The organism is Pseudomonas sp. R9.37, from assembly GCF_963878885.1.
GTDB lineage: Bacteria > Pseudomonadota > Gammaproteobacteria > Pseudomonadales > Pseudomonadaceae > Aquipseudomonas.
In genome coordinates this window covers 293334-317404 of the sequence record NZ_CAWNZA010000047.1, presented here as the reverse complement: position 1 = coordinate 317404, position 24071 = coordinate 293334, and the positions used below count along the sequence as shown (strand labels likewise).

Annotated in this window: 27 protein-coding genes and 1 tRNA gene; 5 read left to right on the top strand and 23 right to left on the bottom strand. The window is 58.9% G+C overall.

The features are described 5' to 3' along the window. Positions 1–86: 86 nt before the first annotated feature. The 18 genes from AACU78_RS25395 to AACU78_RS25310 all read right to left on the bottom strand — a co-directional run bounded on the left by AACU78_RS25395 (position 87) and on the right by AACU78_RS25310 (position 13852). Positions 87–162: transfer RNA gene (locus AACU78_RS25395), tRNA-Lys, on the bottom strand. Between the two features lie 63 nt (positions 163–225). After that, positions 226–903, bottom strand: coding sequence for a 7-cyano-7-deazaguanine synthase QueC (gene queC, locus AACU78_RS25390; protein ID WP_177410099.1), 678 nt, complete (start codon positions 901–903; stop codon positions 226–228). Between the two features lies 1 nt (position 904). Further along, positions 905–1552 (bottom strand): 7-carboxy-7-deazaguanine synthase QueE, encoded by a 648-nt coding sequence (queE, locus tag AACU78_RS25385; RefSeq protein WP_106578389.1) that lies wholly within the window; start codon positions 1550–1552, stop codon positions 905–907. Between the two features lie 164 nt (positions 1553–1716). Further along, the gene (ybgF, locus tag AACU78_RS25380; RefSeq protein ID WP_106578388.1) at positions 1717–2550 is read right to left on the bottom strand and encodes a tol-pal system protein YbgF; all 834 of its coding nucleotides are present in this window, start codon (positions 2548–2550) and stop codon (positions 1717–1719) included. A gap of 6 nt (positions 2551–2556) precedes the next feature. Next, a complete protein-coding gene (pal, locus tag AACU78_RS25375) occupies positions 2557–3057 on the bottom strand; it encodes a peptidoglycan-associated lipoprotein Pal (RefSeq protein ID WP_003209827.1) in 501 nt (166 codons plus the stop codon). Between the two features lie 55 nt (positions 3058–3112). Next, entirely contained in the window at positions 3113–4393 is a 1281-nt protein-coding gene (tolB, locus tag AACU78_RS25370; protein ID WP_043205819.1) for a Tol-Pal system beta propeller repeat protein TolB, read from the bottom strand. Positions 4394–4410: 17 nt separating this feature from the next. Then, positions 4411–5484: a cell envelope integrity protein TolA gene (tolA, locus tag AACU78_RS25365; RefSeq protein ID WP_106578387.1), complete on the bottom strand. Its 1074-nt coding sequence runs from the start codon at positions 5482–5484 to the stop codon at positions 4411–4413. Beyond that, entirely contained in the window at positions 5484–5936 is a 453-nt protein-coding gene (gene tolR / locus AACU78_RS25360; protein WP_161630238.1) for a protein TolR, read from the bottom strand. Before tolR ends, tolA begins: the two co-directional genes overlap by 1 nt. 23 nt (positions 5937–5959) lie before the next feature. Continuing rightward, a complete protein-coding gene (gene tolQ, locus AACU78_RS25355) occupies positions 5960–6655 on the bottom strand; it encodes a protein TolQ (protein WP_003209819.1) in 696 nt (231 codons plus the stop codon). Position 6656: 1 nt separating this feature from the next. Beyond that, positions 6657–7112, bottom strand: a complete 456-nt coding sequence (gene ybgC, locus AACU78_RS25350; RefSeq protein WP_071484353.1) for a tol-pal system-associated acyl-CoA thioesterase — start codon at positions 7110–7112, stop codon at positions 6657–6659. Positions 7113–7252: 140 nt separating this feature from the next. Then, positions 7253–8311 carry a Holliday junction branch migration DNA helicase RuvB gene (gene ruvB, locus AACU78_RS25345; RefSeq protein ID WP_003193867.1) on the bottom strand — a complete coding sequence of 353 codons (1059 nt, stop codon included), beginning with the start codon at positions 8309–8311 and terminating at the stop codon, positions 7253–7255. Beyond that, positions 8312–8923 (bottom strand): Holliday junction branch migration protein RuvA, encoded by a 612-nt coding sequence (gene ruvA, locus AACU78_RS25340; protein WP_025854761.1) that lies wholly within the window; start codon positions 8921–8923, stop codon positions 8312–8314. Between the two features lie 67 nt (positions 8924–8990). Next, positions 8991–9515 carry a crossover junction endodeoxyribonuclease RuvC gene (gene ruvC / locus AACU78_RS25335; RefSeq protein WP_016975450.1) on the bottom strand — a complete coding sequence of 175 codons (525 nt, stop codon included), beginning with the start codon at positions 9513–9515 and terminating at the stop codon, positions 8991–8993. A gap of 158 nt (positions 9516–9673) precedes the next feature. Beyond that, positions 9674–10420 carry a YebC/PmpR family DNA-binding transcriptional regulator gene (locus AACU78_RS25330; RefSeq protein ID WP_106578386.1) on the bottom strand — a complete coding sequence of 249 codons (747 nt, stop codon included), beginning with the start codon at positions 10418–10420 and terminating at the stop codon, positions 9674–9676. A 150-nt stretch (positions 10421–10570) separates the two neighbouring features. Beyond that, on the bottom strand, positions 10571–12346 hold the full coding sequence (gene aspS, locus AACU78_RS25325) for an aspartate--tRNA ligase (protein WP_056858570.1): 1776 nt from the start codon (positions 12344–12346) through the stop codon (positions 10571–10573). Between the two features lie 107 nt (positions 12347–12453). Then, positions 12454–12675, bottom strand: a complete 222-nt coding sequence (locus AACU78_RS25320) for an FmdB family zinc ribbon protein (RefSeq protein ID WP_017139808.1) — start codon at positions 12673–12675, stop codon at positions 12454–12456. 168 nt (positions 12676–12843) lie between these two features. Beyond that, positions 12844–13185, bottom strand: coding sequence for a ribbon-helix-helix domain-containing protein (locus AACU78_RS25315; protein WP_106578385.1), 342 nt, complete (start codon positions 13183–13185; stop codon positions 12844–12846). Positions 13186–13378: 193 nt separating this feature from the next. Continuing rightward, positions 13379–13852: a Dps family protein gene (locus AACU78_RS25310; RefSeq protein WP_003193874.1), complete on the bottom strand. Its 474-nt coding sequence runs from the start codon at positions 13850–13852 to the stop codon at positions 13379–13381. Between the two features lie 455 nt (positions 13853–14307). Here AACU78_RS25310 and AACU78_RS25305 point away from each other — a divergent pair, with 455 nt between their 5' ends. After that, positions 14308–14910, top strand: coding sequence for a cold-shock protein (locus tag AACU78_RS25305; RefSeq protein WP_106578384.1), 603 nt, complete (start codon positions 14308–14310; stop codon positions 14908–14910). Positions 14911–14976: 66 nt separating this feature from the next. On the opposite strand, the gene AACU78_RS25300 is transcribed toward AACU78_RS25305, so the two are convergent. Both AACU78_RS25300 and AACU78_RS25295 read right to left on the bottom strand, forming a co-directional pair. Further along, complete coding sequence (locus AACU78_RS25300) at positions 14977–15183, bottom strand: SlyX family protein (RefSeq protein ID WP_017847119.1); 207 nt, start codon at positions 15181–15183, stop codon at positions 14977–14979. A 3-nt stretch (positions 15184–15186) separates the two neighbouring features. Next, a complete protein-coding gene (locus AACU78_RS25295; protein WP_106578383.1) occupies positions 15187–15612 on the bottom strand; it encodes an HIT domain-containing protein in 426 nt (141 codons plus the stop codon). Between the two features lie 742 nt (positions 15613–16354). Here AACU78_RS25295 and AACU78_RS25290 point away from each other — a divergent pair. Beyond that, positions 16355–17626, top strand: a complete 1272-nt coding sequence (locus AACU78_RS25290; RefSeq protein WP_106578382.1) for an OprD family porin — start codon at positions 16355–16357, stop codon at positions 17624–17626. A gap of 189 nt (positions 17627–17815) precedes the next feature. Here AACU78_RS25290 and AACU78_RS25285 read toward each other — a convergent pair whose 3' ends face one another. After that, positions 17816–18658, bottom strand: a complete 843-nt coding sequence (locus AACU78_RS25285) for a mechanosensitive ion channel family protein (protein WP_106578381.1) — start codon at positions 18656–18658, stop codon at positions 17816–17818. A 136-nt stretch (positions 18659–18794) separates the two neighbouring features. Continuing rightward, positions 18795–19280, bottom strand: coding sequence for a YajQ family cyclic di-GMP-binding protein (locus AACU78_RS25280; RefSeq protein ID WP_003193880.1), 486 nt, complete (start codon positions 19278–19280; stop codon positions 18795–18797). 123 nt (positions 19281–19403) lie between these two features. On the opposite strand from AACU78_RS25280, the gene AACU78_RS25275 reads away from it, so the two are divergent. The 3 genes from AACU78_RS25275 to AACU78_RS25265 are packed head-to-tail and all read left to right on the top strand — an operon-like array spanning position 19404 to position 22985. Continuing rightward, on the top strand, positions 19404–20321 hold the full coding sequence (locus tag AACU78_RS25275; RefSeq protein WP_106578380.1) for a putative 2-dehydropantoate 2-reductase: 918 nt from the start codon (positions 19404–19406) through the stop codon (positions 20319–20321). Positions 20322–20367: 46 nt separating this feature from the next. Further along, the gene (locus AACU78_RS25270; protein WP_106578379.1) at positions 20368–22404 is read left to right on the top strand and encodes a sensor histidine kinase; all 2037 of its coding nucleotides are present in this window, start codon (positions 20368–20370) and stop codon (positions 22402–22404) included. A 2-nt stretch (positions 22405–22406) separates the two neighbouring features. After that, positions 22407–22985 (top strand): cob(I)yrinic acid a,c-diamide adenosyltransferase, encoded by a 579-nt coding sequence (locus AACU78_RS25265; RefSeq protein WP_106578378.1) that lies wholly within the window; start codon positions 22407–22409, stop codon positions 22983–22985. Between the two features lie 127 nt (positions 22986–23112). Here the strand turns inward: AACU78_RS25265 and AACU78_RS25260 are convergent, their stop codons facing one another. Next, complete coding sequence (locus AACU78_RS25260) at positions 23113–24057, bottom strand: Nudix family hydrolase (RefSeq protein WP_106578377.1); 945 nt, start codon at positions 24055–24057, stop codon at positions 23113–23115. Positions 24058–24071: the final 14 nt, after the last annotated feature.

The following is a 24071-nucleotide window of genomic DNA, read 5'->3' as shown; positions in this document are numbered from 1 at the left end:
GGCCAGCAAGGCCCAAATCACAGGCAAAAAAAAACCCGGAAATCCTCACTTGCGTGGGCCTTCCGGATTTTCTAAACCGCCAAAAATGGTGGGTCGTGTGGGATTCGAACCTACGACCAATTGGTTAAAAGCCAACTGCTCTACCAACTGAGCTAACGACCCGCTGTGTGGTGGCGCGTATAATACTGATTTCTAAGGATTATTCAACACCTTATTTTAAATAAATCAGAAATAACGCGTGGGGTCAGTAATTCCGGCCGCCTGGAAGCCTTCTGCGCGCAGTCGGCAGGCGTCGCATTTCCCACATGCACGGCCGTCATCGTCTGCCTGGTAGCAGGAAACAGTCAGCGTGTAATCGACGCCAAGTGCTACACCAGTCTTCACAATGTCCGCCTTGGTCATGTTCTGCAGCGGCGCCTGAATATGGAAGCCCTGCCCCTCTACGCCGGCCTTGGTGGCCAGGTTGGCCATGCGCTCGAACGACTCGACGTACGCTGGTCGGCAGTCTGGATAGCCGTTGTAGTCCAGCGCGTTGACACCGATGAAGATGTCGCGCGCATTCAATACTTCAGCCCAACCAAGCGCAAGAGACAGAAATACAGTGTTGCGCGCTGGCACGTAGGTCAGCGGAATACCTTCACTGGGCGCCTCGGGCACGTCAATGGTGCTGTCGGTGAGCGCGGACCCGCCGATGCCATTGAGGTTGAGACCGATCACCTTATGCTCCGCCACGCCCATGTCACGGGCCACGCGCGCGGCGGCGTTCAGCTCGGCGCGGTGGCGCTGGCCGTAGTCGAAGCTCAGGGTGTAGCAGTTGAAGCCTTGGGCGCGGACCATGGCCACCAGGGTGGCCGAGTCCAGACCGCCGGAAAGCAGGATGACTGCGCGCTTTTGATCAGCCATATCAGCGCCCCGGCTCGTCATTCCACAGGTATTTGTGCAGCTGCAACTGCAGGCGCACCGGCAGGTTGTCCGCCACCACCCAGTCAGCCAGGTCGCGAGCGTTCAGGTCGTGATGGCTGGGAGAGAACAGCACCTCGCCCGCACGACGGTCCAGCCCGTACTGGATCAGCTTGGAAGCCGCCCAGTCATAATCGTCGCGGGAACAGATCACGAACTTGACCTGATCGTTGGCGGTCAGCAGGTCCATGTTGGCGTACAGGTTGCGATGCGCTTCTTTGGAGCCAGGGGTCTTGAGGTCGACCACACGGCTGACGCGCGGATCCACGGCCGAGATGTCCAGGGCGCCGCTGGTTTCGAGGGAAACCTCGTAACCAGCGTCACACAGCCGCTTGAGCAGCGCGATGGCATTGGGCTGGGCCAGGGGTTCGCCGCCCGTCACGCAGACGTAGCGTGGCTTGAAACCGGCAACCTGCTCGATGATGTCGTCCAGGGTGCGCACGGTGCCGCCGCTGAAGGCGTAGGCGCTGTCACAGTATTGGCAACGCAAGGGGCAGCCGGTCAGCCGTACAAATACAGTCGGCAGGCCAGCAGTGCGCGTTTCACCCTGTAACGAGTAAAAAACTTCGGTAATACGTAATGTGTCTTGCATAGTCGCCACGGGCGTAACAGCTAAACAGGCTGTCCGCCTCCGTCAGGCACTTCAAGGAATTGCGCAAACGCGTAAACCCCAGGAAGCGTGTTTCATAAAAGGGCGTGGATTCTAACGAAAAAACCCGCGCCAGGCGCGGGTTTCTTCTAAACGGGAAGCATCGCTTACAAGCGCTGCAGATCCCGCTGTGCCAACTGGGCAGCGGAGGTACCCGGATACTGGGCAACCACCTGCTGCAGAATGCCTTTGACCTTGTCGGTGTGACCCAGGCGGCGTTCTACGTCAGCGAGTTTGTACAACGAATCAGGCACCTTGGCGTGCTTTGGGTAAAGCTGGCTGACCTTGGCAAAAGCCTGGCCTGCACCTTGCAAATCACCCTTGGCCAAGTTGACCTCGCCCAACCAGTACTGGGCATTGCCCGCGTATTGGCTGTTCGGGTATTTGCGCAGGAATGCGGTAAAGGCCTGGCTGGCCTTATCGAAATCCTTGGCTTTGATCAGGTCGAAGGCTGCATCGTAATACAGCTTTTCCTTCGCCGGATCACCCGGTTCGCTGCTGGCGGCAGGGGCTTGGCTTGCCGCCGCGGCCCCTGCTGCTGCACCACCGGCGGCGCTTTGTGCGCCACCGGCAGAAGAATTATCAGGAGTGGCGGCAGGTGTAACGCCGGCTCCAATGCGTCGGTCAAGATCCTGGTAACGCTCCAGGCCTTCTTGCTTAAGCTGGTTCACTTGATTCTGCAGAACTTCAATCGTGCCTTGTTGCTGCGACAATTGATCCTGCATGCGTTGCAGCTGGTTGAACAGTTCGCCCTGTGCCGAGGGAGCGGACGTAGCCGCTCCCCCAGCATAGGCGCCGTTCGTGCCATAACCCGCTGGCGGATAACTGCTCCCGCTATTGTTATAGCCAGAGTTGCTATCTTCCACAGGAACCGCAGCCCACACCGCAAGCGGTGCGAGGCTGAGAGCCAATACAGTTAGAGCACGACGGCACGTTCGCATGACGAATTACTTACGCAGTTCGACGCGACGGTTTTGAGCCCAGGACTGCTCGTCGTGGCCAGTAGCAACTGGACGCTCTTTACCGTAGGAAACCAGTTCCAGTTGGCCTGGAGCAACACCTTGCAGTACCAGGTAGCGCTGAACGGCTTTCGCACGACGCTCGCCCAGTGCCATGTTGTACTCACGAGTACCACGTTCGTCAGTGTTACCTTCCAGAACAACGCGAGCGCCGTTAGCTTTCAGGTCCTTCGCGTGAACGTCCAGAGCGCGCATGGCTTCTGGCTTCAGGTCCGAACTGTCGTATTCGAAGTAGAAAGTGGTGATAGCGCGCAGAGCAGCTTCTTCGCTCAGGGAGCCGTCAACTGCACCAGTGTTAGCGCCGTAACCAGCGTTTGGATCAACAGCTGCGCCTTCACCGGCATTGTCGCCGCCTTTAGACGAGCAACCAACGGCTACGGACAGAGCCAGAGCCAGAGCAGCAAACTTACCAAACTTCAGCATTTCCATCGTGAAACTCCTAATGAACCCCAGTGTGTTAAGTACTTCTTTTTGTAGCGCCGCGTCAGTTCAGGTAAGGGGACCAGGACGGTTCTCTGACTTCGCCTTGAGCGGTAGGAAGCGGGAGCCTTACGCGTCCATTAATGGACACGAGCATCAAGACTCCCCGGCCCTGCTGGCGGGTGGCGTAGATTACCATGGTGCCGTTGGGCGCAACAGTAGCTGACTCATCAAGGTTGGTATCTGTGAGGATTTTTACGGTTCCGCGCTGCAAATCCTGGGCCGCAACCCGGAAATTAGTGAAACCATCCTGACGGTGAATCATCACCAACGTCTTTTCATCGGCCGAAAGCTTAGGATTGGCATTGTAGTTACCAATAAAGGTCACGCGTTCTGCGCCACCGCCATTCACGTTCGCTTTATAAACTTGTGGCTTGCCGCCACGGTCGGAGGTGAAGTAGATGGTCGAGCCATCCTTACCCCAGAACGGTTCGGTGTTGATGCCCGGGCCGCTGGTAACACGGCTGATCTGGCGCGAAGCCATGTTCATCACGTAGATGTCCGGGTTGCCGTCCTTGGAGAGCACGAACGCCAGGCGCGAACCATCCGGCGACCAGGCTGGTGCACCGTTGAGGCCTTCGAAGTTGGTGATCTGCTCGCGACGACCTGTATCGATGTGCTGAACAAAGATACGTGGACGGCGCTGCTCGAACGATACGTAGGCAATACGCTTGCCATCCGGCGCAAAGCGCGGCGACAGGATTGGCTCACGCGATTGCAGCAAGGTCACAGCACGTGCGCCGTCGTAGTCCGAACGCTGCAAAGTGTAACGAGTGTTGTCTACAGAGAAACGCTCAGCCGTTACATAAAGCAGACGTGTCGAGAAAGCACCCTTGATACCGGTCAGCTTTTCAAACGACTGGTCCGAGATGTAGTGCGCCATGTCCCGCAGTTGTTCGGCGGTGCCCGATACGCTGCCGGTCAAGACCTGCTGCTCGGTGGCCACGTTGAACAACGTGTACTGGATCTGCAGGCGACCGCCGGCCGGCGTGATGTTGCCGACCATCAGGTACTGGGCGCCCACCGCCTTCCAGTCACGGAACACAACTTCGCTGGCCTGGTTAGGCTGGCTGATCATGTTGCCTTTCGGAATCGGCGCGTAGTAACCGGAGTTGCGCAGGTCGTCACTGACGATCTGGGCCATGTCGTCCGGCAGCACGCTGCCGCCCTGCCAGCCAAACGGTACTACGGCAATCGGGGTGGCCCGATCGCTACCGCTGGTAACCAGGATGTTCTTTTCATCCGCCGCCGCTATCCCTGCCATACAGCAAATAACGACAAGCATTCCTCGAAGAAGGTTTCTCACAAGGCTAGATCCTCAGGTGTGAATGTCATCTTGAATGAACGATAGGGAGCGAAGTCGCTTGGTTTCATTCCCTGCATCTCGGTCAACCGGCCAATGTTCTTGACCGCGGCAACCGCCGAACTGTCGAACGAACCGTCACCACTGGACTTGGCCACGCTGACCGAAGTCACCGTACCGTCCGGCAACATGCCGATCTGCAGCACTACTGTCATGCCTTTGCGTGCCGAAGGTGGACGTGTCCAGCCTTCCGCTGCCCGTGCCCGAATCAGGTCGTCGAAACTGCCCGCGACTTCATCACCACGTTCATCGGCCAAGGCTTGCTGACGCTGCGGCGTGTCGGAAAGCAAATCTGCCAAGGCCTGGGCCTTTTTCTCTTCGGCGGATTTACGTGCTGCTTCCTGGGCCTTTTTCTTGCTGGCGTCGGCGGCAGCTTTCTTCTTCGCGTCGTCGGCGACTTTCTTCTTCGCCTCGTCTGCTTCAGCTTTTTTCTTGGCGTCTTCGGCGGCTTTCTTCTTCGCGTCTTCGACTATCTTTTTCTTGGCGTCTTCAGCGGCCTTTTTCTTGGCCTCTTCTTCGGCAGCTTTTTTGGCTTCTTCTTCAGACTTCTTCTTAGCTATATCAGCCAATTGTTTCTCTTCGGCTTTTTTGGCTTCGGCAGCTTTATCGGCTTTTTTGGCTTCATCAGCCTTTTTCGCCTCGTCAGCTTTCTTGGCTTCGTCAGCCTTTTTCGATTCCTCGGCCTTTTGAGCCGCCTCTTCTTTCTTTTGTTCCGCAGCAGCCTTCACCGCTTCCTGCTCGACCTTCTTCTGTTCCATCTGCTCGACTTCAGTCTGGCGCGCAGCCGACTTCTGGGCCTCACCCGCAATCTTCTGATTGGTCTGGGTGGTGGCCTGACTTTTCGATTTCAGCTGATACAGGGTCGCCTGCACGATCGGCTTGGCTGGCGGCAAGTCCGGGGTCATGGCAAAGCTGACGAACAGCATGCCAAACACCAGGACGTGCAGGGCAATTGCCCAAACGCTAGGCCAGAAGTAGCTTTCCGAGGCGGACGGCTCTCGCTGTTGCTGCATCAGGGCGCCTCGGTAATCAAGCCAACGTTACCCACGCCGGCCTTCTGCAGCCCGCCCATGGCGCCCATGACGGAACCATAGTCGACCACTTTGTCGCCGCGAATGAACACTTGCGTGTGCTTGCCGCCTTCGTTGCCGGACCGGATGATCTTGGTCACGGCATCGGTCATCTGCGGCAAGGTCATGGCCTTGTCCTGCTGTTTCTGGGTGTCGACTTCGCTGCCAAGGTTCCAGTAATAGGTCTTGTCAGCCTTGATCGAAATGGTCAGGACCTGAGTGTTGTTGTCTTGCGGCAAGGCTTCGCTGGAAACCTTGGGCAGATCAACCTTCACGCCCTGATTGAGCATCGGCGCGGTCACCATGAAGATGACCAGCAGCACCAACATCACGTCGATGTAAGGCACTACGTTCATCTCGGCGACCGGCTTGCGCTTTTTGCGAGCTCGAGCGATTAAAGCCATTGGGAATTACCTGCTTATTCTTCGCTGGTGTGCACTTTACGGTGCAGGATCGCCTGGAATTCATCGGCGAAGGTGTAGTAACGGCTGATCAAGGTCTCGCCGCGCGCGGCAAAACGGTTGTAGGCAATTACTGCGGGGATAGCAGCGAACAAGCCGATCGCGGTAGCGATCAGGGCTTCGGCGATACCCGGGGCCACGGTGGCCAGGGTCGCTTGCTGGGCCTGAGCCAGGCCACGGAAGGAGTTCATGATGCCCCACACCGTACCGAACAGGCCGATATACGGGCTCACGGAACCGACGGTGGCAAGAAACGGCAGGCTCTGCTCCAGCTTCTCTTCTTCGCGGGAAATCGCGACGCGCATGGCACGGGCCACGCCTTCCATGACTGCTTCCGGGTCAACGCCCGGTTGCTGACGCAGGCGGGAAAACTCCTTGAAGCCAGCGCGGAAGATCTGCTCGACGCCCGAATCCGGGTCCGGGTTGCTGCCGGCCTGGCGGTACAGCTTGGACAGGTCGATACCCGACCAGAAGCGCTCTTCGAAGCTCTCCAGGGCACGTCGACCGGCACGCAGCAAATTGCTGCGCTGAAAAATCATGACCCAAGAGGTAACCGATGCGGCTACCAGGACCAGCATCACCAGTTGAACCACGACACTGGCATTGCTGACCAGGCTCCACATGGAGGAATGGTCGACGACGGTAGGTTCCACGCTAAATCTCCTGCTTTGATTGTTTACCCGCGCCGCTTACGCCGGCAAAGGCCGCACGTAGAGCTTCGGGAATGGCCCGGGGTTTCAAACTATTGGTGCGCACACAGGCCACCAGGAACTGCCCCTCACAGAGCAGCGTTGCATCCGTTGCCCGCCTGACTTGCTGTTTAAAGCGCAGGCTGACACGGTTCAATTCGATTACTTCAGCGCTGACCAGCAACTCGTCGTCCAATCGCGCCGGTGCGTGATAACGCGCCTCGCTGGAATGCACGACGAATAACAGGTCCTCCCCTGCCAGCTGGGATTGGGCAAAGCCCAGCTCCCGTAGCCGCTCGGTTCGAGCCCGCTCCATGAACTTGAGGTAGTTGACGTAATAAACGATGCCGCCGGCATCGGTGTCCTCGTAATAAACGCGACAGCGATGTGCGAACGACTGATCCCCGTTTTGCGCGCGCATACTCTAGTGCTTACTCCTCAGGTTGCCAATCCGGCTGGGCAACTGTTTTTTCCATTCTCTGAAACATTTGCAGCAACTGAATGACGCTACCAGCCACTAGGACAGCACAAACATCAGATAAATCGACTGACGTGAGCTTTTTAATCGTCCACTGCATCCAGGAATTCGTCTACTACAGGCATCTCGCCCAATCGTGACGGAATGTTTAACCCGAAGTGCAGATAAGCATGACGCGTCACCACCCGCCCCCTTGGCGTGCGCATGATGTACCCCTGCTGGATCAGGTACGGTTCCAGCACATCCTCAATGGTATGACGCTCCTCGCTGATCGCCGCCGCCAGGCTGTCCACACCCACCGGGCCGCCGTCGAACTTCTCGATCATGGTCAAGAGTAGACGTCGATCCTGGTGGTCGAAGCCATGTTCGTCCACATCCAGCAGGTTCAACGCCAAATCGGCCACGGCCTTGGTGATATGCCCCTTGGCGCGCACTTCAGCAAAATCGCGCACACGTCGCAATAAACGGTTGGCAATCCGCGGCGTGCCCCGCGCTCGACGGGCGATTTCAAAGGCGCCTTCCGGGTCGAGCGGCAAGCCAAGAATACTCGCCGAACGACTGACAATCGTCGCCAGGTCTGCGGTGCTATAGAACTCTAGACGTTGAACAATGCCGAAACGGTCTCGCAGCGGGTTGGTCAGCATGCCCGCGCGGGTGGTCGCGCCCACCAGGGTGAACGGCGGCAGGTCGAGCTTGATCGAGCGGGCCGCCGGGCCTTCGCCGATCATGATGTCGAGCTGGAAGTCTTCCATGGCCGGGTACAGCACTTCTTCGACGATGGGCGACAACCGGTGAATCTCGTCGATAAACAGCACATCGTGCGGTTCAAGGTTGGTCAGCAGGGCCGCCAGATCACCCGGACGCTCCAGCACCGGGCCGGAGGTGGACTTGATCGACACGCCCATTTCCTGGGCGATGATGTTCGCCAGCGTGGTTTTACCCAGCCCCGGCGGGCCGAAGATCAAGGTGTGGTCCAGAGACTCGCTGCGCCCGCGCGCGGCCTGGATGAACAACTCCATCTGCTCGCGCACGGTGGGCTGGCCGATGTATTCGGCCAGGCTCAGCGGGCGGATGGCCCGATCCTGGACTTCTTCACGGTCGCGCGGGCCAGTGGCCGCGATCAGACGATCAGCTTCAATCACTTAAATCATTCCCTTCAGGGCTCGGCGGATCATGTCTTCGCTGCTCAGGTTCTTGTCCTTGATAGCCGATACGGCTTTGCTCGCTTCCTGAGGCTTGTAGCCCAGGGAGATCAACGCGCTGACCGCATCGCTCTCGGCGCTGGCGACCTGGCCTGCCGGCATGTCCGGCTGGTTCGGCACCAGGGCAAACATGCTCGGCACCACTTCCCAGGCCTTGAAGCGGTCCTTGAGTTCTACCAGCAGGCGCTCGGCGGTTTTCTTGCCGACGCCCGGCACCTTGGTCAACGCCGAAGTGTCCTGGGCCGACACCGCGCGCACCAGCTCATCGACTTCCAGGCTCGACATCAATGCCAGCGCGAGCTTTGGCCCTACGCCATTCAGGCGAATCAACTCGCGGAAAAAGTCGCGGTCGCGCTTGCCAATGAAACCGTAGAGCAGTTGCGCGTCTTCCCGTACCACCAGATGGGTGTGCAGGGTCAGCGGCTCGCCGACCGACGGTAGGCGGTACAGGGTGGTCATGGGCACTTCCAGCTCATACCCCAACCCATTCACATCCAGAATCAGGTGCGGCGGCTGTTTCTCAGCCAGGGTGCCGCGCAAGCGTCCAATCACGGTTCAGATCCTTAAAGCTTGGGGTCAGATCGAGGCCTGACCGGAAATAACGATTGCGCTGATGCTATCAGAGACGCAGCCGGCCGCCACGACTGCGTGCCGTGCCCAGTCCGTGCGGCAGCAAGCTTGAGCGCGTGTGCGCATGGCAAATGGCAATGGCCAGGGCGTCGGAGGCGTCGATTTGCGGTTTTGAGGTGAGCTTGAGCATGTGCATGACCATCATTTGCACCTGCTCCTTATTCGCCGCACCGGTGCCGACCACAGCCTGTTTGACCTGGGTCGCTGTGTACTCGGCGATTTCCATGCCCTCCTCCGCGCCGGCAACAATCGCGGCGCCACGGGCCTGGCCAAGCTTGAGCGCGGAGTCGGCGTTTTTGGCCATGAACACCTTTTCGATGCCCATGGTCACCGGGCCGTAGGTCTGGATCACTTCACGCACGCCGCGGTAGACAATCTGCAGGCGCTCGGCCAACTCGCCCGCGCCGGTGCGGATGCAGCCCGAGGCAACGTAGACGCAGCCGCGCGGGGTCTGTTGCACCACGCCAAAACCGGTGATGCGCGAACCGGGGTCGATACCTAGGATTAAAGTCATAACGCCTGCGGGTTGGGTAAAAACAATTTTTGATACAGAGAAGCTCTAATGTGGGAGCGGGCTTGCTCGCGAAAGCGATGTGTCAGTCAACTCATATGCTGACTGATACACCGCTTTCGCGAGCAAGCCCGCTCCCACATTTTGATCTACATCGCCCTTCAGCCTAGCTGTTCGGCCACAGACTCCGGGATGTCGGCGTTCGAGTACACGTTCTGCACGTCATCCAGGTCTTCAAGCATATCCAGCATCTTCAGCACTTTCTGCGCGCCGTCCAGGTCCAGTTCGGCGCTGGTGGTCGGCAGCATCACGATTTCCGCGTCAGTGCCTTTGAAACCTGCCGCTTCCAGCGCGTTGCGCACCGCATAGAAGCCGGCAAACGAGGTGAACACGTCGATAGAACCGTCTTCGTTGGTCACCACGTCGTCGGCGTCAGCCTCCATCGCAGCTTCCATCAGCGCGTCTTCATCCGTGCCCGGCGCAAAGGTAATCTGCCCTTTGCGCTCGAACAGGTAGGCCACCGAACCGTCGGTGCCCAGGTTGCCGCCGCATTTGCTGAACGCATGGCGCACGGCTGCCGCAGTACGGTTGCGGTTGTCGGTCATGCACTCGACCATCACCGCCACGCCGCCCGGGCCGTAGCCTTCGTAGCTCAGTTCGACCATATCGTCGGTGTCGGCGGCGCCGGCACCACGGGCCACGGCGCGGTCGATGATGTCGCGGCTCATGTTCGCGCCCAGAGCCTTGTCCAGCGCCAGGCGCAGACGCGGGTTGGAGCCCGGGTCACCACCGCCTTGGCGGGCAGCGACGGTCAGCTCGCGAATCCACTTGGTGAAGATCTTGCCTTTCTTGGCATCCTGACGCTCTTTGCGGTGCTTGATGTTCGCCCACTTGGAATGGCCAGCCATAACACAACTCCGAAATTCTCTAGAAACCTTATCAATCCCGCCCCAGGCAGGATTTTCCTCTTGAAAGCACAACCCTTGTAACGCAAAGGCGCATCCGAAGATGCGCCTTTTTAGACTGCGTAAACCTCAGTGCGCTTTCACGCAGCAGCCTTACTCAGCCTTTGGCGTCTCGCGCAGACGGATGTGCAACTCGCGAAGCGCCTTGGCATCCACCACGCCCGGAGCCTGGGTCATTACGTCCGCAGCACTCTGGGTTTTCGGGAAGGCGATCACTTCACGGATCGACTGGGCGCCGGTCATCAGCATCACCAGACGGTCCAGGCCGAATGCCAGGCCACCATGCGGCGGCGCGCCGTACTTCAGGGCATCGAGCAGGAAGCCGAATTTCTCTTCCTGTTCGGCTTCGTTGATGCCCAACAGGCGGAACACCGCTTGTTGCATTTCTTTGCGGTGGATACGGATCGAACCGCCACCCAGCTCGGTGCCGTTCAAGACCATGTCGTAAGCACGCGACAGCGCGCCTGCCGGGTTGGCTTCCAACTCTTCAGGCGAGCACTTCGGCGCAGTGAACGGGTGGTGCAAGGCGCTGAAGCTGCCGTCGTCGTTCTCTTCGAACATCGGGAAGTCGACGACCCACATCGGTGCCCACTTGCAGGTCAGCAGGTCCAGGTCGTGGCCCAGCTTGATCCGCAGCGCGCCCAGGGCTTCGCTGACGATCTTGGCTTTGTCGGCGCCGAAGAACACGATGTCGCCGTCGACCGCACCAACGCGATCGAGGATCGCGTTCAAGTTGTCCAGCGGAATGTTCTTCACGATCGGCGATTGCAGACCGTCAACGCCATTGGCGCGCTCGTTGACTTTGATGTACGCCAGGCCCTTGGCACCGTAGATGCCGACGAACTTGGTGTAGTCGTCGATCTGCTTGCGCGGCATGCTCGCGCCGCCAGGCACGCGCAGGGCGGCGATGCGGCATTTAGGGTCGTTGGCCGGGCCGCTGAACACCTTGAAGTCGACTTCCTTGAGCTGGTCGGCCACGTCCACCAGTTCCAGCGGGATACGCAGGTCTGGCTTGTCGGAACCGTAGCGGCGCATGGCCTCTTCGAAGGTCATGTGCGGGAACTCGCCGAATTCCAGGTCCAGCACTTCCTTGAACAGGTTGCGGATCATTTGTTCGGTCAGGCCCATGATCTCTTTTTCATCGAGGAAGCTGGTTTCGATGTCGATCTGGGTGAATTCCGGTTGGCGGTCGGCGCGCAGGTCTTCGTCGCGAAAGCACTTGGCGATCTGGTAGTAACGGTCGAAGCCGGCCACCATCAGCAGTTGCTTGAACAGTTGCGGCGATTGCGGCAAGGCGAAGAAGGAACCGGCGTGGGTACGGCTCGGCACCAGGTAGTCACGCGCGCCTTCCGGGGTGGCCCGGGTGAGGATCGGCGTTTCGACGTCGAGGAAGCCGTTTTCGTCGAGGAAGCGGCGGATGCTGGTGGTCATGCGCGAACGCAGGCGCAGCTTCTCGGCCATTTCCGGACGACGCAGGTCCAGGAAGCGGTAGCGCAGGCGAGTTTCTTCGCCGACGTCGGAGTATTCGTTGAGCGGGAACGGCGGGGTTTCCGACTCGTTCAGCACTTCGAGCTCGTAGCCCAGCACTTCAATCGCGCCGGACGCCATGTTCGCGTTCACGGCACCGGCCGGACGCAGGCGAACCTTACCGGTAATTTTCACAACATATTCGCTGCGCACGCGGTCGGCGGCGGCGAAGCTTTCAGCGCGGTCCGGATCGAACACCACCTGGGCCAGACCATCACGATCACGGATATCGAGGAAGATCACCCCGCCGTGGTCACGGCGACGGTGAACCCATCCGCACAGGGTGATTTCCTGACCATCCAGGGTCTCGTTCAGTTGGCCGCAATAGTGGCTGCGCATCATGATAGTGGTTTCACTTCTCGTAATTCGAATTTCGGTGGAGGCTCGCCTCGTCACCGTACAGTTAAGCAGGGGACGGATAATGCAGGAGCCTGCGCGTAGAGTTCAACTCAGTCTGCTTTGTCGCCGCCCGCCAGATTCTTCTTGGCGCCGGTCTTGAAGTCGGTCTCGTACCAGCCACCGCCGCTCAGGCGAAAGCCCGGCATGGACAACATCTTCTTCAGCTCAGGTGCCTGGCAGGCAGGGCAATCGACCAGCGGCGCTGCGCTGATTTTCTGAATGGCTTCCAACTGATGACCACAGGAAGCACATTGATAATCGTACATGGGCATGGAGATGTCTCGGCGATCAGATCATTACTGCGCTGCACCCGCCCTGTGGGTAAAGACCCGGCACGCGCAGCAAAGCGCGGGATTATATCTGGTAAATCGAAGCAGCGCAGCCGGCTTTCTGCCCCAGGCCTTGCCCGCCAGGTAGCGGGCCGGCCCGGTGCCACCTGACTAGTCAGGGCGGTGCGACGCCGTATTGCCTTTTAATACGTGAACCACGCACACCACCCTGACCAAGCCACTGAAGTTCTTCACTCCTCCGTACCGCAAATGCACTTCCCGATCGACATAAGACAGCAATGCGCTGACTGAGCAGGCATTGAGCCTGGCTATCTCCGTGAGGATATTCCAATAGATCTGCTCAAGCCGCAGGCACGTGGAAAACCCGTTGAGCCTGACCGACCGGGACAATGGCTTGGCCAGTCCCATATCGAAGCCTTTAGCGAAAGGATCGACTTTTATCTTATGAAAACCACAGGTTTCCATCACTCCACTACCCACTCCGCGTGACATACACCTGACACTCCATTGCCAAACAGCAGCCCATGGGTTTCTCCCATCGGACAGTGGCCCTATAAAACAGCAGGACGTGCCAGGCAGCCAGAAGACGCGGAGTCGATAGTCGTAGGACAACGCCAGGAAGCGCAGAGAAACAAGCGAGCGGCGCCAGGACGGCACCGCTCGGTTTGCTTTTGGGGCTGGAGCGTTACTGGTTTTCGAGCAGGGAACGCAGCATCCACGCCGTTTTTTCGTGGACTTGCATACGCTGGGTCAGCAGATCGGCGGTCGGCTCATCGCTGACCTTATCGAGCAACGGGAAGATACCGCGCGCCGTGCGGGTCACGGCTTCCTGGCCCGCCACCAATTGCTTGATCATCTCTTCTGCGCTGGGCACACCCTCTTCTTCCTTGATCGAAGACAGACGGGCGTAGATCGAATAGGCACCCGGCGCCGGGAAACCCAGGGCACGGATACGCTCGGCAATGGAGTCCACTGCCAACGCCAGTTCGTTGTACTGCTCTTCAAACATCAAGTGCAGCGTACGAAACATGGGGCCCGTGACGTTCCAATGGAAGTTGTGGGTCTTCAAATACAGTACATAGGTATCGGACAGCAGCCGTGAAAGCCCATCGACGATGGATTTACGATCTTCTTCACTGATACCAATATCGATTGCCATGTTTTTCCCCTTCAATTGACGAGCATTCATTGATCAGGTGCAGGACCACTCTAGCAAGAGTGCAGGCGGTGTGCAGCCCGACACACGCAACTGGCGTGCGGCAAATCGCCCCGCTGCATGACAGGCTTGCAACACCCAGCGGTCCCCGCTCAATCGGCGGCGCGCAGGCCTCACCCTTGAGTAGGAAAACGCCCGAAATGCCGCCGAAAAAGTCCGCACCTGTCTAGGACAAGTGTTTGAAGCAGAAATGCCATCGCGCCTGCAACACCCCGAAATGCTTGATTTGAGTAGGCACAGCCTTTGCTGTTAAATAGACGGCGTGTGGTTGCCGTTAATTTGCGCGGCGCACCACATAGGCTGATACCCGTGCACGTGCCCAACGCCTCCCATTGTTCAGAAGCGAACCGTGCCCGTCAGCTCTTCCTTGTGATCCTTCTTAACGTGAGTTAATCAAAATGTTGAAAATCGTCCACCTGCTAACGGGCGTTGCAGCGTTGCTGCTGTCCTTTATACCGAGCTTGCAACAGGGAAGCCCTCCCTACCTGGAACAACACGACGCTCTGTACCTGGCCTTGTTCGGCCTTCTTAACCTGACGCTGGCACCGGTGATCCCGTACTGGAACAAAGGCACACGTCATCAACTGCAAAACCTGGTCAGCGCGCTGCTGGTACTGACCGTTGTCGTTCAAACCCTCACCCTCCTGGCACCTATGCCTGAAGTCGGCGGCCACCCGGCTATCCTGCTCAGCCTGGTGATTGCTGTGGTCGCTATCGTTCTTCACCTGGCCATCAGCTTCTACCGTTCGTCCCCAGCGGCAGCCACGCAAAACTACGACATGACCAACCGGGATACCGGTACCGTGAAGTGGTTCAACACCTCCAAGGGCTTCGGCTTTATTTCCCGCGATTCGGGCGACGATATCTTCGTCCACTTCCGGGCCATCCGTGGCGAAGGTCACCGCGTTCTGGTCGAAGGCCAGCGCGTGGAGTTCTCCGTCATGAACCGTGACAAAGGCCTGCAAGCCGAAGACGTGATCGCGGCATTGCCGCGTCGCTGATACTTTCTCGGCGCAAAAAAAACCGCGATCCAGCCTGGCTGGGTCGCGGTTTTTTTATGGCGCGCCTTAATAATGTGGCGGCGGCGCTTCTTCTTCGGATGATTCGAACTGGCCACCCATTTCTTCCTGACGCTTGAGCAGCGCCGTCATCTGCAGCTGCAGGCGCTCTACCGCCCGCTGCTGGGTGACCAGAATGTCATTGAGGGTCTCGATGGTGTCGTCCTGAAAGGCCAGGCGGCTTTCCAGGTCGGTGACGCGGTCTTGCAGATCCATAATTCAGTCCTGGCTAAAGATGAAGCCGGCAGGCAATAAAGCGCGCAGTCGGGTGCGTATCGCCGTTACTTGCTCCTCGGTGTACGGTCGGGCCGGATGTTTGCCCCACACCGGTGCAGGCCAGGCGGCGTCATCACGCTTGCGCACGATCACATGCACGTGCAACTGGCTGACAACGTTACCCAGCGCACCAATGTTCATCTTGTCGGCTGCCAACCCTTCGTTCAACAACGCCGCCAGGGCCGTGGTTTCCTGCCACAAGGTGTGCTGATCGGCGACATCCAGCTGAAACACTTCACTGATACCGTCAATGCGCGGCACCAGGATGAACCATGGGTAATTCGAGTCATTGGACAGCAGCAGGCGGCAGAGCGGGAAGTCCCCAATAGCCAGTGTGTCTTGTTGCAGGCGTTGGTCTAAGGCGAACACGCGGGCACTCCGTTTGGCAGGTCAATTTCAGGTGCCCAGCATACCTTTGAATGCGCAACGCTTCACGGCGAATGCGGAAAGCCTGGATGCATGCGGATAAAAAACTTGCACCCTTTAGAGGCAGGCGAATATTTGAGCTACGCTAAATCGGGCCTCGACGGGATGCACCAAAATGACCCACCTGTGCTTCAAAGGGATCCGCCGATTACCCACTCATGGGGGTCAACCGGTAACGTTTTTCTCTGGCACAGGATTTAGGTACCCCTTCACAGGTGTAACACCTGGACGTCAAGCCCAAACCAAACGGCGTAAAAAGCCCGTGCTTATGCGGTTTTTACACTCCCGTAACGTTTTTCACGAAAAAATGACATTCGGTTACCGCTTTGTGCACGCTTGTTGCATTCACCCCACTATCGTCGGCAACGACACCCGTTTGGAAGCAGGTGTTTCGCGATAAAAACACAAGCGATTCAGTGCGTATCACGGAAGATTTCAAACTTCGAAAGCGGTCTGAAAACAGCACTTAAGTTGTCAGCCTGGTGACAATCGGGCTGTGAATTTGCGACATGGAAATAGCAATTTACGACAGCCTCGTAAAGAAGCTGAAAGGATAGATGGGTAAGTATCGTCAATAGGGTCCGCGTGATATAACTTTGCGCCGACACAAAAAAGAAAGAGCCGCCCAGATAAAAATACAGGTGGGACGGCAGTACTCTTCCTAAAACCAAAGGAGCAAATCACGATGCGCGTGATGAAGTGGAGCATGATCGCCCTGGCTGTTTCAGCAGGCACCTCGCAGTTCGCAATGGCGTCCGCCCAGGACGATTCCAAGGGCTTTGTTGAAGACAGTACTTTCAGCATCAACACTCGTTTGCTGAACTTCAGCCGCGACTTCCGTAACAACGACACCGGCAAAAGCCGTGTAGACGAAACCGGCCTGGGCTTCAACGGCCTGTTCCAGTCGGGCTATACCCAAGGCACCATCGGCGTCGGTGTTGATGTCATCGGCCTGCTGGGCGTGAAACTCGACAGCGGCAAGGGTCGTTCGGGCACTGGCCTGTTCCCTACCGGTGCAGACGGCCGCGCGCAAGACGACTACTCCAAAGGCGGCGGCGCTGTTAAGTTCCGCATCTCCGACACCGTGCTCAAAGTCGGCGACCAGTACACCACCGCGCCGGTATTCGCCTCCGATGACAGCCGCTTGCTGCCAGAGCTGCCGCAAGGTATCTCGATCACCAGCAACGAGATCAAGGGCCTGAAACTTGAAGGTGGTCACTTCACCTCGAGCGTGGCACAAGCACAGACTTACCGTGACAGCCTGGGCCTGACCAAAACCGACTTCATCGGCGGTGTCTACGCCCTGACTCCAGAAGTCAGCGCCAGCCTCTACTACGCGAAGACTGAAGACTACTGGAAGAAAACCTACGCCAACCTGAACTGGACTCACGCGCTGAGCAACGAACAGTCCCTGGCCGTTGACTTCAACATCTACAGCACCAAGAGCGACGGCGCCGGCCTGCAACGCGCAGAAAAAGACGGCACCACCAAACTGGACAACCGTGCCTACAGCTTGCAAGGCGCGTACACCATCCAGGCTCACACGTTCACCCTGGCCTACCAGAAAGTCAGCGGTGACGGTGACTACGGCTACGGCGTAGACGGCGGCGGCACGATTTTCCTGGCCAACTCCATCGCCCGTTCCGACTTCAACGCAGAAGACGAAAAATCGTTCCAGGCTCGTTATGACCTGAACATGGCCACCTTCGGCGTGCCAGGCTTGAGCTTCATGACTCGTTACGTCAAAGGTACCGGCGCTAATACCGCAGAGACCTCCAACGGCAAAGAGTGGGAACGTGACATCGAAGCCAAGTACGTGATTCAGAGCGGTCCAGCAAAAGACCTGAGCCTGCGCGTGCGTCAAGCGACCTATCGTTCGTCTGATGGCGTGTACTACGGTTCGGCGTCTATCGACGAACTGCGTCTGATCGCGCAATACCCGTTGAACATCTTGTAATTGCCAGTTTGATTACAACGATGGCTTAAGGCCTCGGCCTTAAATAAAAAGCCGCTCCCCTGTTTGCAAGGGAGCGGCTTTTTTATTGCAGTTTTATTTCGCTGAAAAAATAACTAGCAAGCTAACTAACGAGGTTAACGGCGCGCATCGAACCTGACCATTCGGCCAAGTTCGATACACTGCGCTTAGTTATTTCGCAGCCGGTTCCTGCATCACGCGGATAACGCGCTGTGGAAACGGAATATCAATGCCCGCGCCTTTCAAGCGATCACGCGACAGTTCATTAAGCATGAACACCACGTCCCAGTAATCGGAAGTCTTGGTCCAGCAACGCAAAGACACCGTGATCGAACTGTCGCCCAACGTCGACACCACCGCCACCGCTGCTGGGTCTGTCAGCACGCGCGGGTCTTTCGCCAGTTCCAGCAGCACTTCACGGGCTTTCTGCAAGTCGGCTTCGTAGTCGACACCCACGTCGAACACTACCTTGCGGGTAGGCTGGCGGTTGGTGTTGGTGATGATGCCGTTGGACAGGATGCCGTTAGGCACAATCACGGTTTTGTTGTCGCCGGTACGCAGCACGGTGTGGAAGATCTGAATACTGTCGACCGTCCCGGACGTGCCTTGAGCCTCGATCCAGTCGCCGATGCGAAACGGGCGGAACAGCAGAATCAGCACGCCGCCGGCGAAGTTGGCCAGGCTGCCTTGCAACGCCAGGCCGATGGCCAGGGTAGCCGCACCGATGGCAGCGACGAACGAGGTGGTTGCCACGCCGATCATCGAAGCCACGCTCACAATCAGCATCACTTTCAATGCGATGTTGGCAAGGCTGGTGATGAAGTGCTGCAGCGCCAGGTCCGCATTGCGAATGGCCAGCAAGCGCCCTACGCGGTGGGTAAATACGTTGATCAGCCACCAGCCGATGGCCAGGGTTATCACTGCCAGCAACACCCGGCTGCCGTATTCCATAATCATCGGGATCCAGGACTGCGAGGTCTTGATCAGGTGATCCACTTCAGCGTTCAAATCCATCTATCTTCTCCTGTTGCGCGGATGTGCGGCTTGATTGACTGCCATAAAACGCAAATGAGCCCCGTGGGGCTCAAGTGTAGGCACAGACTCTGGGGCGTGGGACGTCAAAAACACCCGCAGGTTCCGCAAAGTGCCATCAGTCGCGGAAGTTATTGAACTGCAGCGGCATGTCGAAAGTCTTGGCGCGCAGGGCAGCGATTGCCTCTTGCAGATCGTCACGCTTCTTGCCGGTCACGCGAACCTGTTCACCCTGGATGGCGGCCTGGACTTTCAGCTTGGCATCCTTGATGTGGGCGACGATCTTCTTCGCCAGCTCTTTGTCGATGCCTTCCTTGAGCACGGCTTCCTGCTTCATCAGCTTGCCGGAGGCGTAGGCGTCCTTGACTTCAAGGCACTGCACGTCGATCTTGCGCTTGACCAGCGCCAGCTTGAGAATCTCGATCATCGCTTCCAGCTGGAAATCGGCTTCAGCGGTCAGGTTGACGGTCAGTTCCTTTTCCTTGAACTCGAAGCTGCCCTTGCCTTTCAAGTCATAGCGGCGGTCCAATTCCTTGACGGCGTTCTCGACGGCGTTGGTGACTTCGTGTTTGTCCAGTTCGGATACCACGTCGAACGAAGGCATGTCATTTCTCCAATATAAGGGGCGGGCTCAGTAGAGATGGAGCGCGCCCAAGCTAAAATGCCGAGGCATTATAGCGGTTCTTTCGCGCTGTTCACTGTGAGCGACCCTATGGAGCAAAAACTCATGTCGACTACCTGGCACATTCTCGGCGCCGGCAGCCTGGGCACACTGTGGGCCACACGCCTGTCGCGCGCGGGCGTACCCGTGCGGCTGATCCTGCGGGATGAGGCCCGCCTATCCAGCTACCGGCAGGCAAAAGGCCTGACGCTGGTAGAGCATGGCGTAGCACACACCTACCCAGTGATCGGCGAAACGCCCCACAGCCAAGAACCCATTCATCGTCTGCTGGTGGCGTGCAAAGCCTACGACGCCGAAACCGCCATCGCACAGCTGCAACACCGGCTGGTACCGGACGCCGAACTGATCCTGTTGCAAAACGGCCTGGGCAGCCAGGATGGCGTGGCCGCGCAGCTGCCGCAGGCCCGCTGCATCTTCGCCTCCAGCACCGAGGGCGCATTCCGCGACGGCGATTGGCGCGTGGTCTTTGCCGGCCATGGCTACACCTGGCTGGGGGACGCGGGCCACCCGACGCCACCGCTGTGGCTGGACGACCTGCACGCCGCCGGCATTCCCCACGAATGGAGCACCGATATTCTCACCCGCCTGTGGCGCAAGCTGGCGCTCAATTGCGCGATCAACCCGTTGACCGTGCTCTACCAGTGCCGCAACGGCGGCCTGCACGACCACCAATGCGAAGTGGCGACCTTGTGCGCCGAATTGACCGAGTTGCTCGAATGCTGCGGTCAACCGGCCGCCGCCGAGGCGTTACACAGCGAAGTAGAGCGGGTCATCCACGCGACGGCGGCCAACTACTCCTCCATGTATCAAGACGTGGCCAACGCCCGGCGCACCGAAATCAGCTACCTGCTGGGCTACGCTTGCCAGGCGGCGGCCCGCCATCAGTTGGTCCTGCCGCATCTGCAACAGGTGCAAGCGCGGCTGATCGACCACTTACGCGCACGCGGATTAGCCACCGACTGAGGCACGCGCTACCCTGCCTACCTGTCTATCACCTGGGAAAACCCTGATGCCATTGCGCCAGCGTCTTGAAAATCTACCGGTAGGGCAGAAACTGCTGGCCGCCCTGCTGGTGTTGTTGACCACCGTATTGTTGGTGGCCAACCTGACGTTTATCAGCGCCGCCTACTGGATCTCCCAGGAAAGCATGGCCCCGCAGGCGTTGCAGGCCATCGGTCGCCTGGTGTCCAACCCCGCCCTGGCCGCCGAAGCCCTCGAATCCCCGGCCAAGGCCGACGCCCTGCTCAGCGAGTTGACCAGTTACTCGCCACTACGCGCCGCCGCGTTGTATGACGGCGAAGGCACCCGCCTGGCCCAAATGCAACATGGCAACCGCCTGCACCTGCCGGACAACTACCGGCATATCGAGGCCTGGCGCGTCACCGAATTTCGCAGCAACCAGGTCATCACCCTGCCCCGCGCCGGCCAGCCTCCGGGGCATTTACTGTTGGTCGCCAGCAGCGAGCTACCCGTGGCGTTTTATACCGGCACGCTGACAGCCAGCCTCGGCATCCTGATTTTCAGCGTATTGCTCTGGCTGGTCATCGCCCGGCAGATCAAACGCTTGATCACCCGCCCGATTCACGAACTCGAAGAACTGTCGCGCCAGGTGACCCGCGAAGAAAACTACGCCCTGCGTGCCGGGCGCGGCAACCATGATGAAATCGGCAGCCTGGCCGAAGCGTTCAACACCATGCTGTCGCGTATCGAAGCCCGCGAGCATCAGCTCAAGCGAGCGCGGGACGACTCCCAGGCCGCCTACGCCCAAGCCCAGGGCCTGGCCGAAGAGACGCGTCATACCAACCGCAAGCTGGAACTCGAGGTGCAGGTTCGCAGCAAGATCGAGAAAAAACTTACGGGCTTCCAGAATTACCTCAACAGCATTATCGACTCGATGCCTTCTGCGCTGATCGCCCTGGACGAACAACTCTACGTCACCCAGTGGAATCAGGAAGCCACTGCGCTTTCCGGCACGCGCCTGGACGAAGCGCTGAACCAGCCGATCTTCCTCGCGTTCCAGCCACTCAAGCCCTACCTGCCGCAAATCAAGGCCACGGTTGAGCAACACACGGTTGAACGCATTGAGCGCGTCACCTGGATAAAGGATGACGAGGCCAAGCATTACGCCCTGACCTTCTACCCCTTGATGGGCGGCGCCGGGCGCGGGGTGGTGATCCGTATCGACGACATCACCCAGCGCTTGTCGTTGGAAGAAATGATGGTGCAGTCGGAAAAAATGCTCTCCGTCGGCGGCCTGGCCGCGGGCATGGCCCACGAAATCAACAACCCGCTCGGGGCAATCCTGCACAACGTGCAGAACATCCGCCGCCGCCTGTCTCCCGACCTGCCGAAAAACCTGGAACACGCGGAACAGGCGGGCATCGAACTGGAGGTGGTCAACCGCTACCTGCAGGGCCGCGAAGTCCCGCAATTGCTCGATGGCATCCAGCAAGCCGGCGCACGCGCGGCGAAGATCGTCACGCATATGCTCAGCTTCAGCCGCCGCAGCAATCGCCAAATGGCGCCTTGCGATTTGCCGGCGCTGATCGACCAGGCAGTGGAAATTGCCGGTAATGACTTCGACCTGACGATCGGCTTCGACTTCAAGGGTCAGGCAATCATCCGCCAGTTCGACCCGCAGCTAGGCCCGGTGCCCGGCACCGCCAACGAACTGGAACAGGTACTGCTCAACCTGTTGAAAAACGCCGCCCAGGCCATTCACCTGCGTGAAGACGACCGCGAGCCCGGGCGCATTATTTTGCGTACCCGCCTCAACCCGCCCTGGGCGGAGATCCAGGTGGAAGACAATGGCATCGGCATGAGCGAAAACGTGCGCAAACGCACTTTCGAGCCGTTCTTCACCACCAAGGAAATCGGCCAAGGCACCGGGCTGGGGCTGTCGGTGTCGTATTTCATCATCACCAATAACCACAAGGGCCAGATGGAAGTGCATTCCACCCTCGGCCAAGGTACCTGCTTCACCCTGCGCCTGCCGTTGGCCGGCAGCCAAATGCCAACCTTTGACCTGACTCAACTGGAGCAATAACCATGGGCTTTCGCCTGTCGAAGATCTACACCCGTACCGGCGACACAGGCGAGACCGGCCTGGGCGACGGCCGCCGCGTGCCCAAGGACCACCCGCGCGTGGAAGCCATCGGCGAGGTGGACACGCTCAACAGCCAGTTGGGTTTACTGCTGGCCAGCCTTGAAGAGCAGAGCGGCAAGCATCCGCAACTGGACGATGTGATTGAGGTGCTTACCCCTTGCCAGCATCGGTTGTTCGATTTGGGCGGTGAGCTGGCGATGCCGGTGTACAAGGCATTGAATGCGGCCGAAGTTGATCGGCTGGAAGCGGCGATTGATCGCTGGAACGAGGAAGTCGGGCCACTGGAAAACTTCATCTTGCCCGGTGGTTCAGCGCTGATCGCCCAAGCTCACGTGTGCCGCAGCCTGGCGCGCAGTGCGGAGCGGCGGTGTCAGCAGTTGAATGCGATTGAACCATTGGAAGGCGTGGGGTTGGCGTACATCAATCGGTTGTCGGACTTGTTGTTTGTGGCGGCACGGGTGATTGCCAAGCGCCAGGGAGTTGCGGAGGTGTTGTGGCAGGCGGCGGCTAAGCCACACTGAGTTTTGGGGTGACTGATCTGGCCCCCTTCGCGAGCAAGCCCGCTCCCACATTTGACTGCTTTCCAACGCTGGAACCCGGTCGACTGTGGGAGCGGGCTTGCCCGCGAACAGGCCCGTCAGAAAAACATCAAACCTGCGGCCAAAACGCCCGAATACCTGCCACACCCTGAGCCCCAGCGGCCCAAGCCTGTTCCCGCTCAGCCGGCCCTACGCCGCCGAGCAAAAACACCGGCTTGCTGAACCCACGGATCAACTCGGCCGCCTGCTCCCAACCCAATGGCTGAGCATCCGGATGCGTCTGTGTCGGCTGCACCGGTGACAGCGTGACAAAATCCACGTCCATCATTTGCGCCAGCGCCAGTTCTTCAGCGTTATGGCAGGAAGCCGCCAACCAGCGATCCTTCGGCAGCGGGCGTCCCTTGCTCGCGTATTTACGCAACTGCGCCGACGTCATGTGCCAGCCGGCCGCCGGGAAATCTCCCAACCACTCAAACGGGCCCTTGAGCATCAATTGCGCCTTGCCGGCACACAGGCCAACGGCGTCCACCGCCAGGTCACGGTACTTAGGGTCGTAACCATTGGGCGCACGCAGCTGAACCAGCTTGATGCCCCCGGCAATCGCCTTCTGAATACCGCGCAGCAACGTCGGGGTTTCCAGCTCGCCCGGGGTAATCAGGTACTCAGCCGGCAGCCGCGCCGCCGCCACGATCGGGGCATTCGCTGCGGGGAACGCATAGTTGATCAAGTCTCGCGGGGCCACCCATTCCAACGGCTGCCCTTCGGCACCATGGGGCTCGCCGGTAAAGGCCGAGACTTCCCAGACATCCAGCAACACCTGCTTGTCCGGGTAGTCATGCTGCACCTTGATCAGCGGGCGTGCCGTGGTGACCTGGATGCCCAGTTCTTCCTGCAATTCGCGGGACAAGGCGGCAGAAACCGACTCATCGGCCTCCACCTTGCCACCGGGAAATTCCCAGAGGCCGCCTTGATGCTGAGTATCGGCACGGCGCGCCAGCAGGATCCTGCCATCGACACCGCGGATCACCGCTGCTGCTACATGCACTCGTTTCACCGCGCTTATCCTCT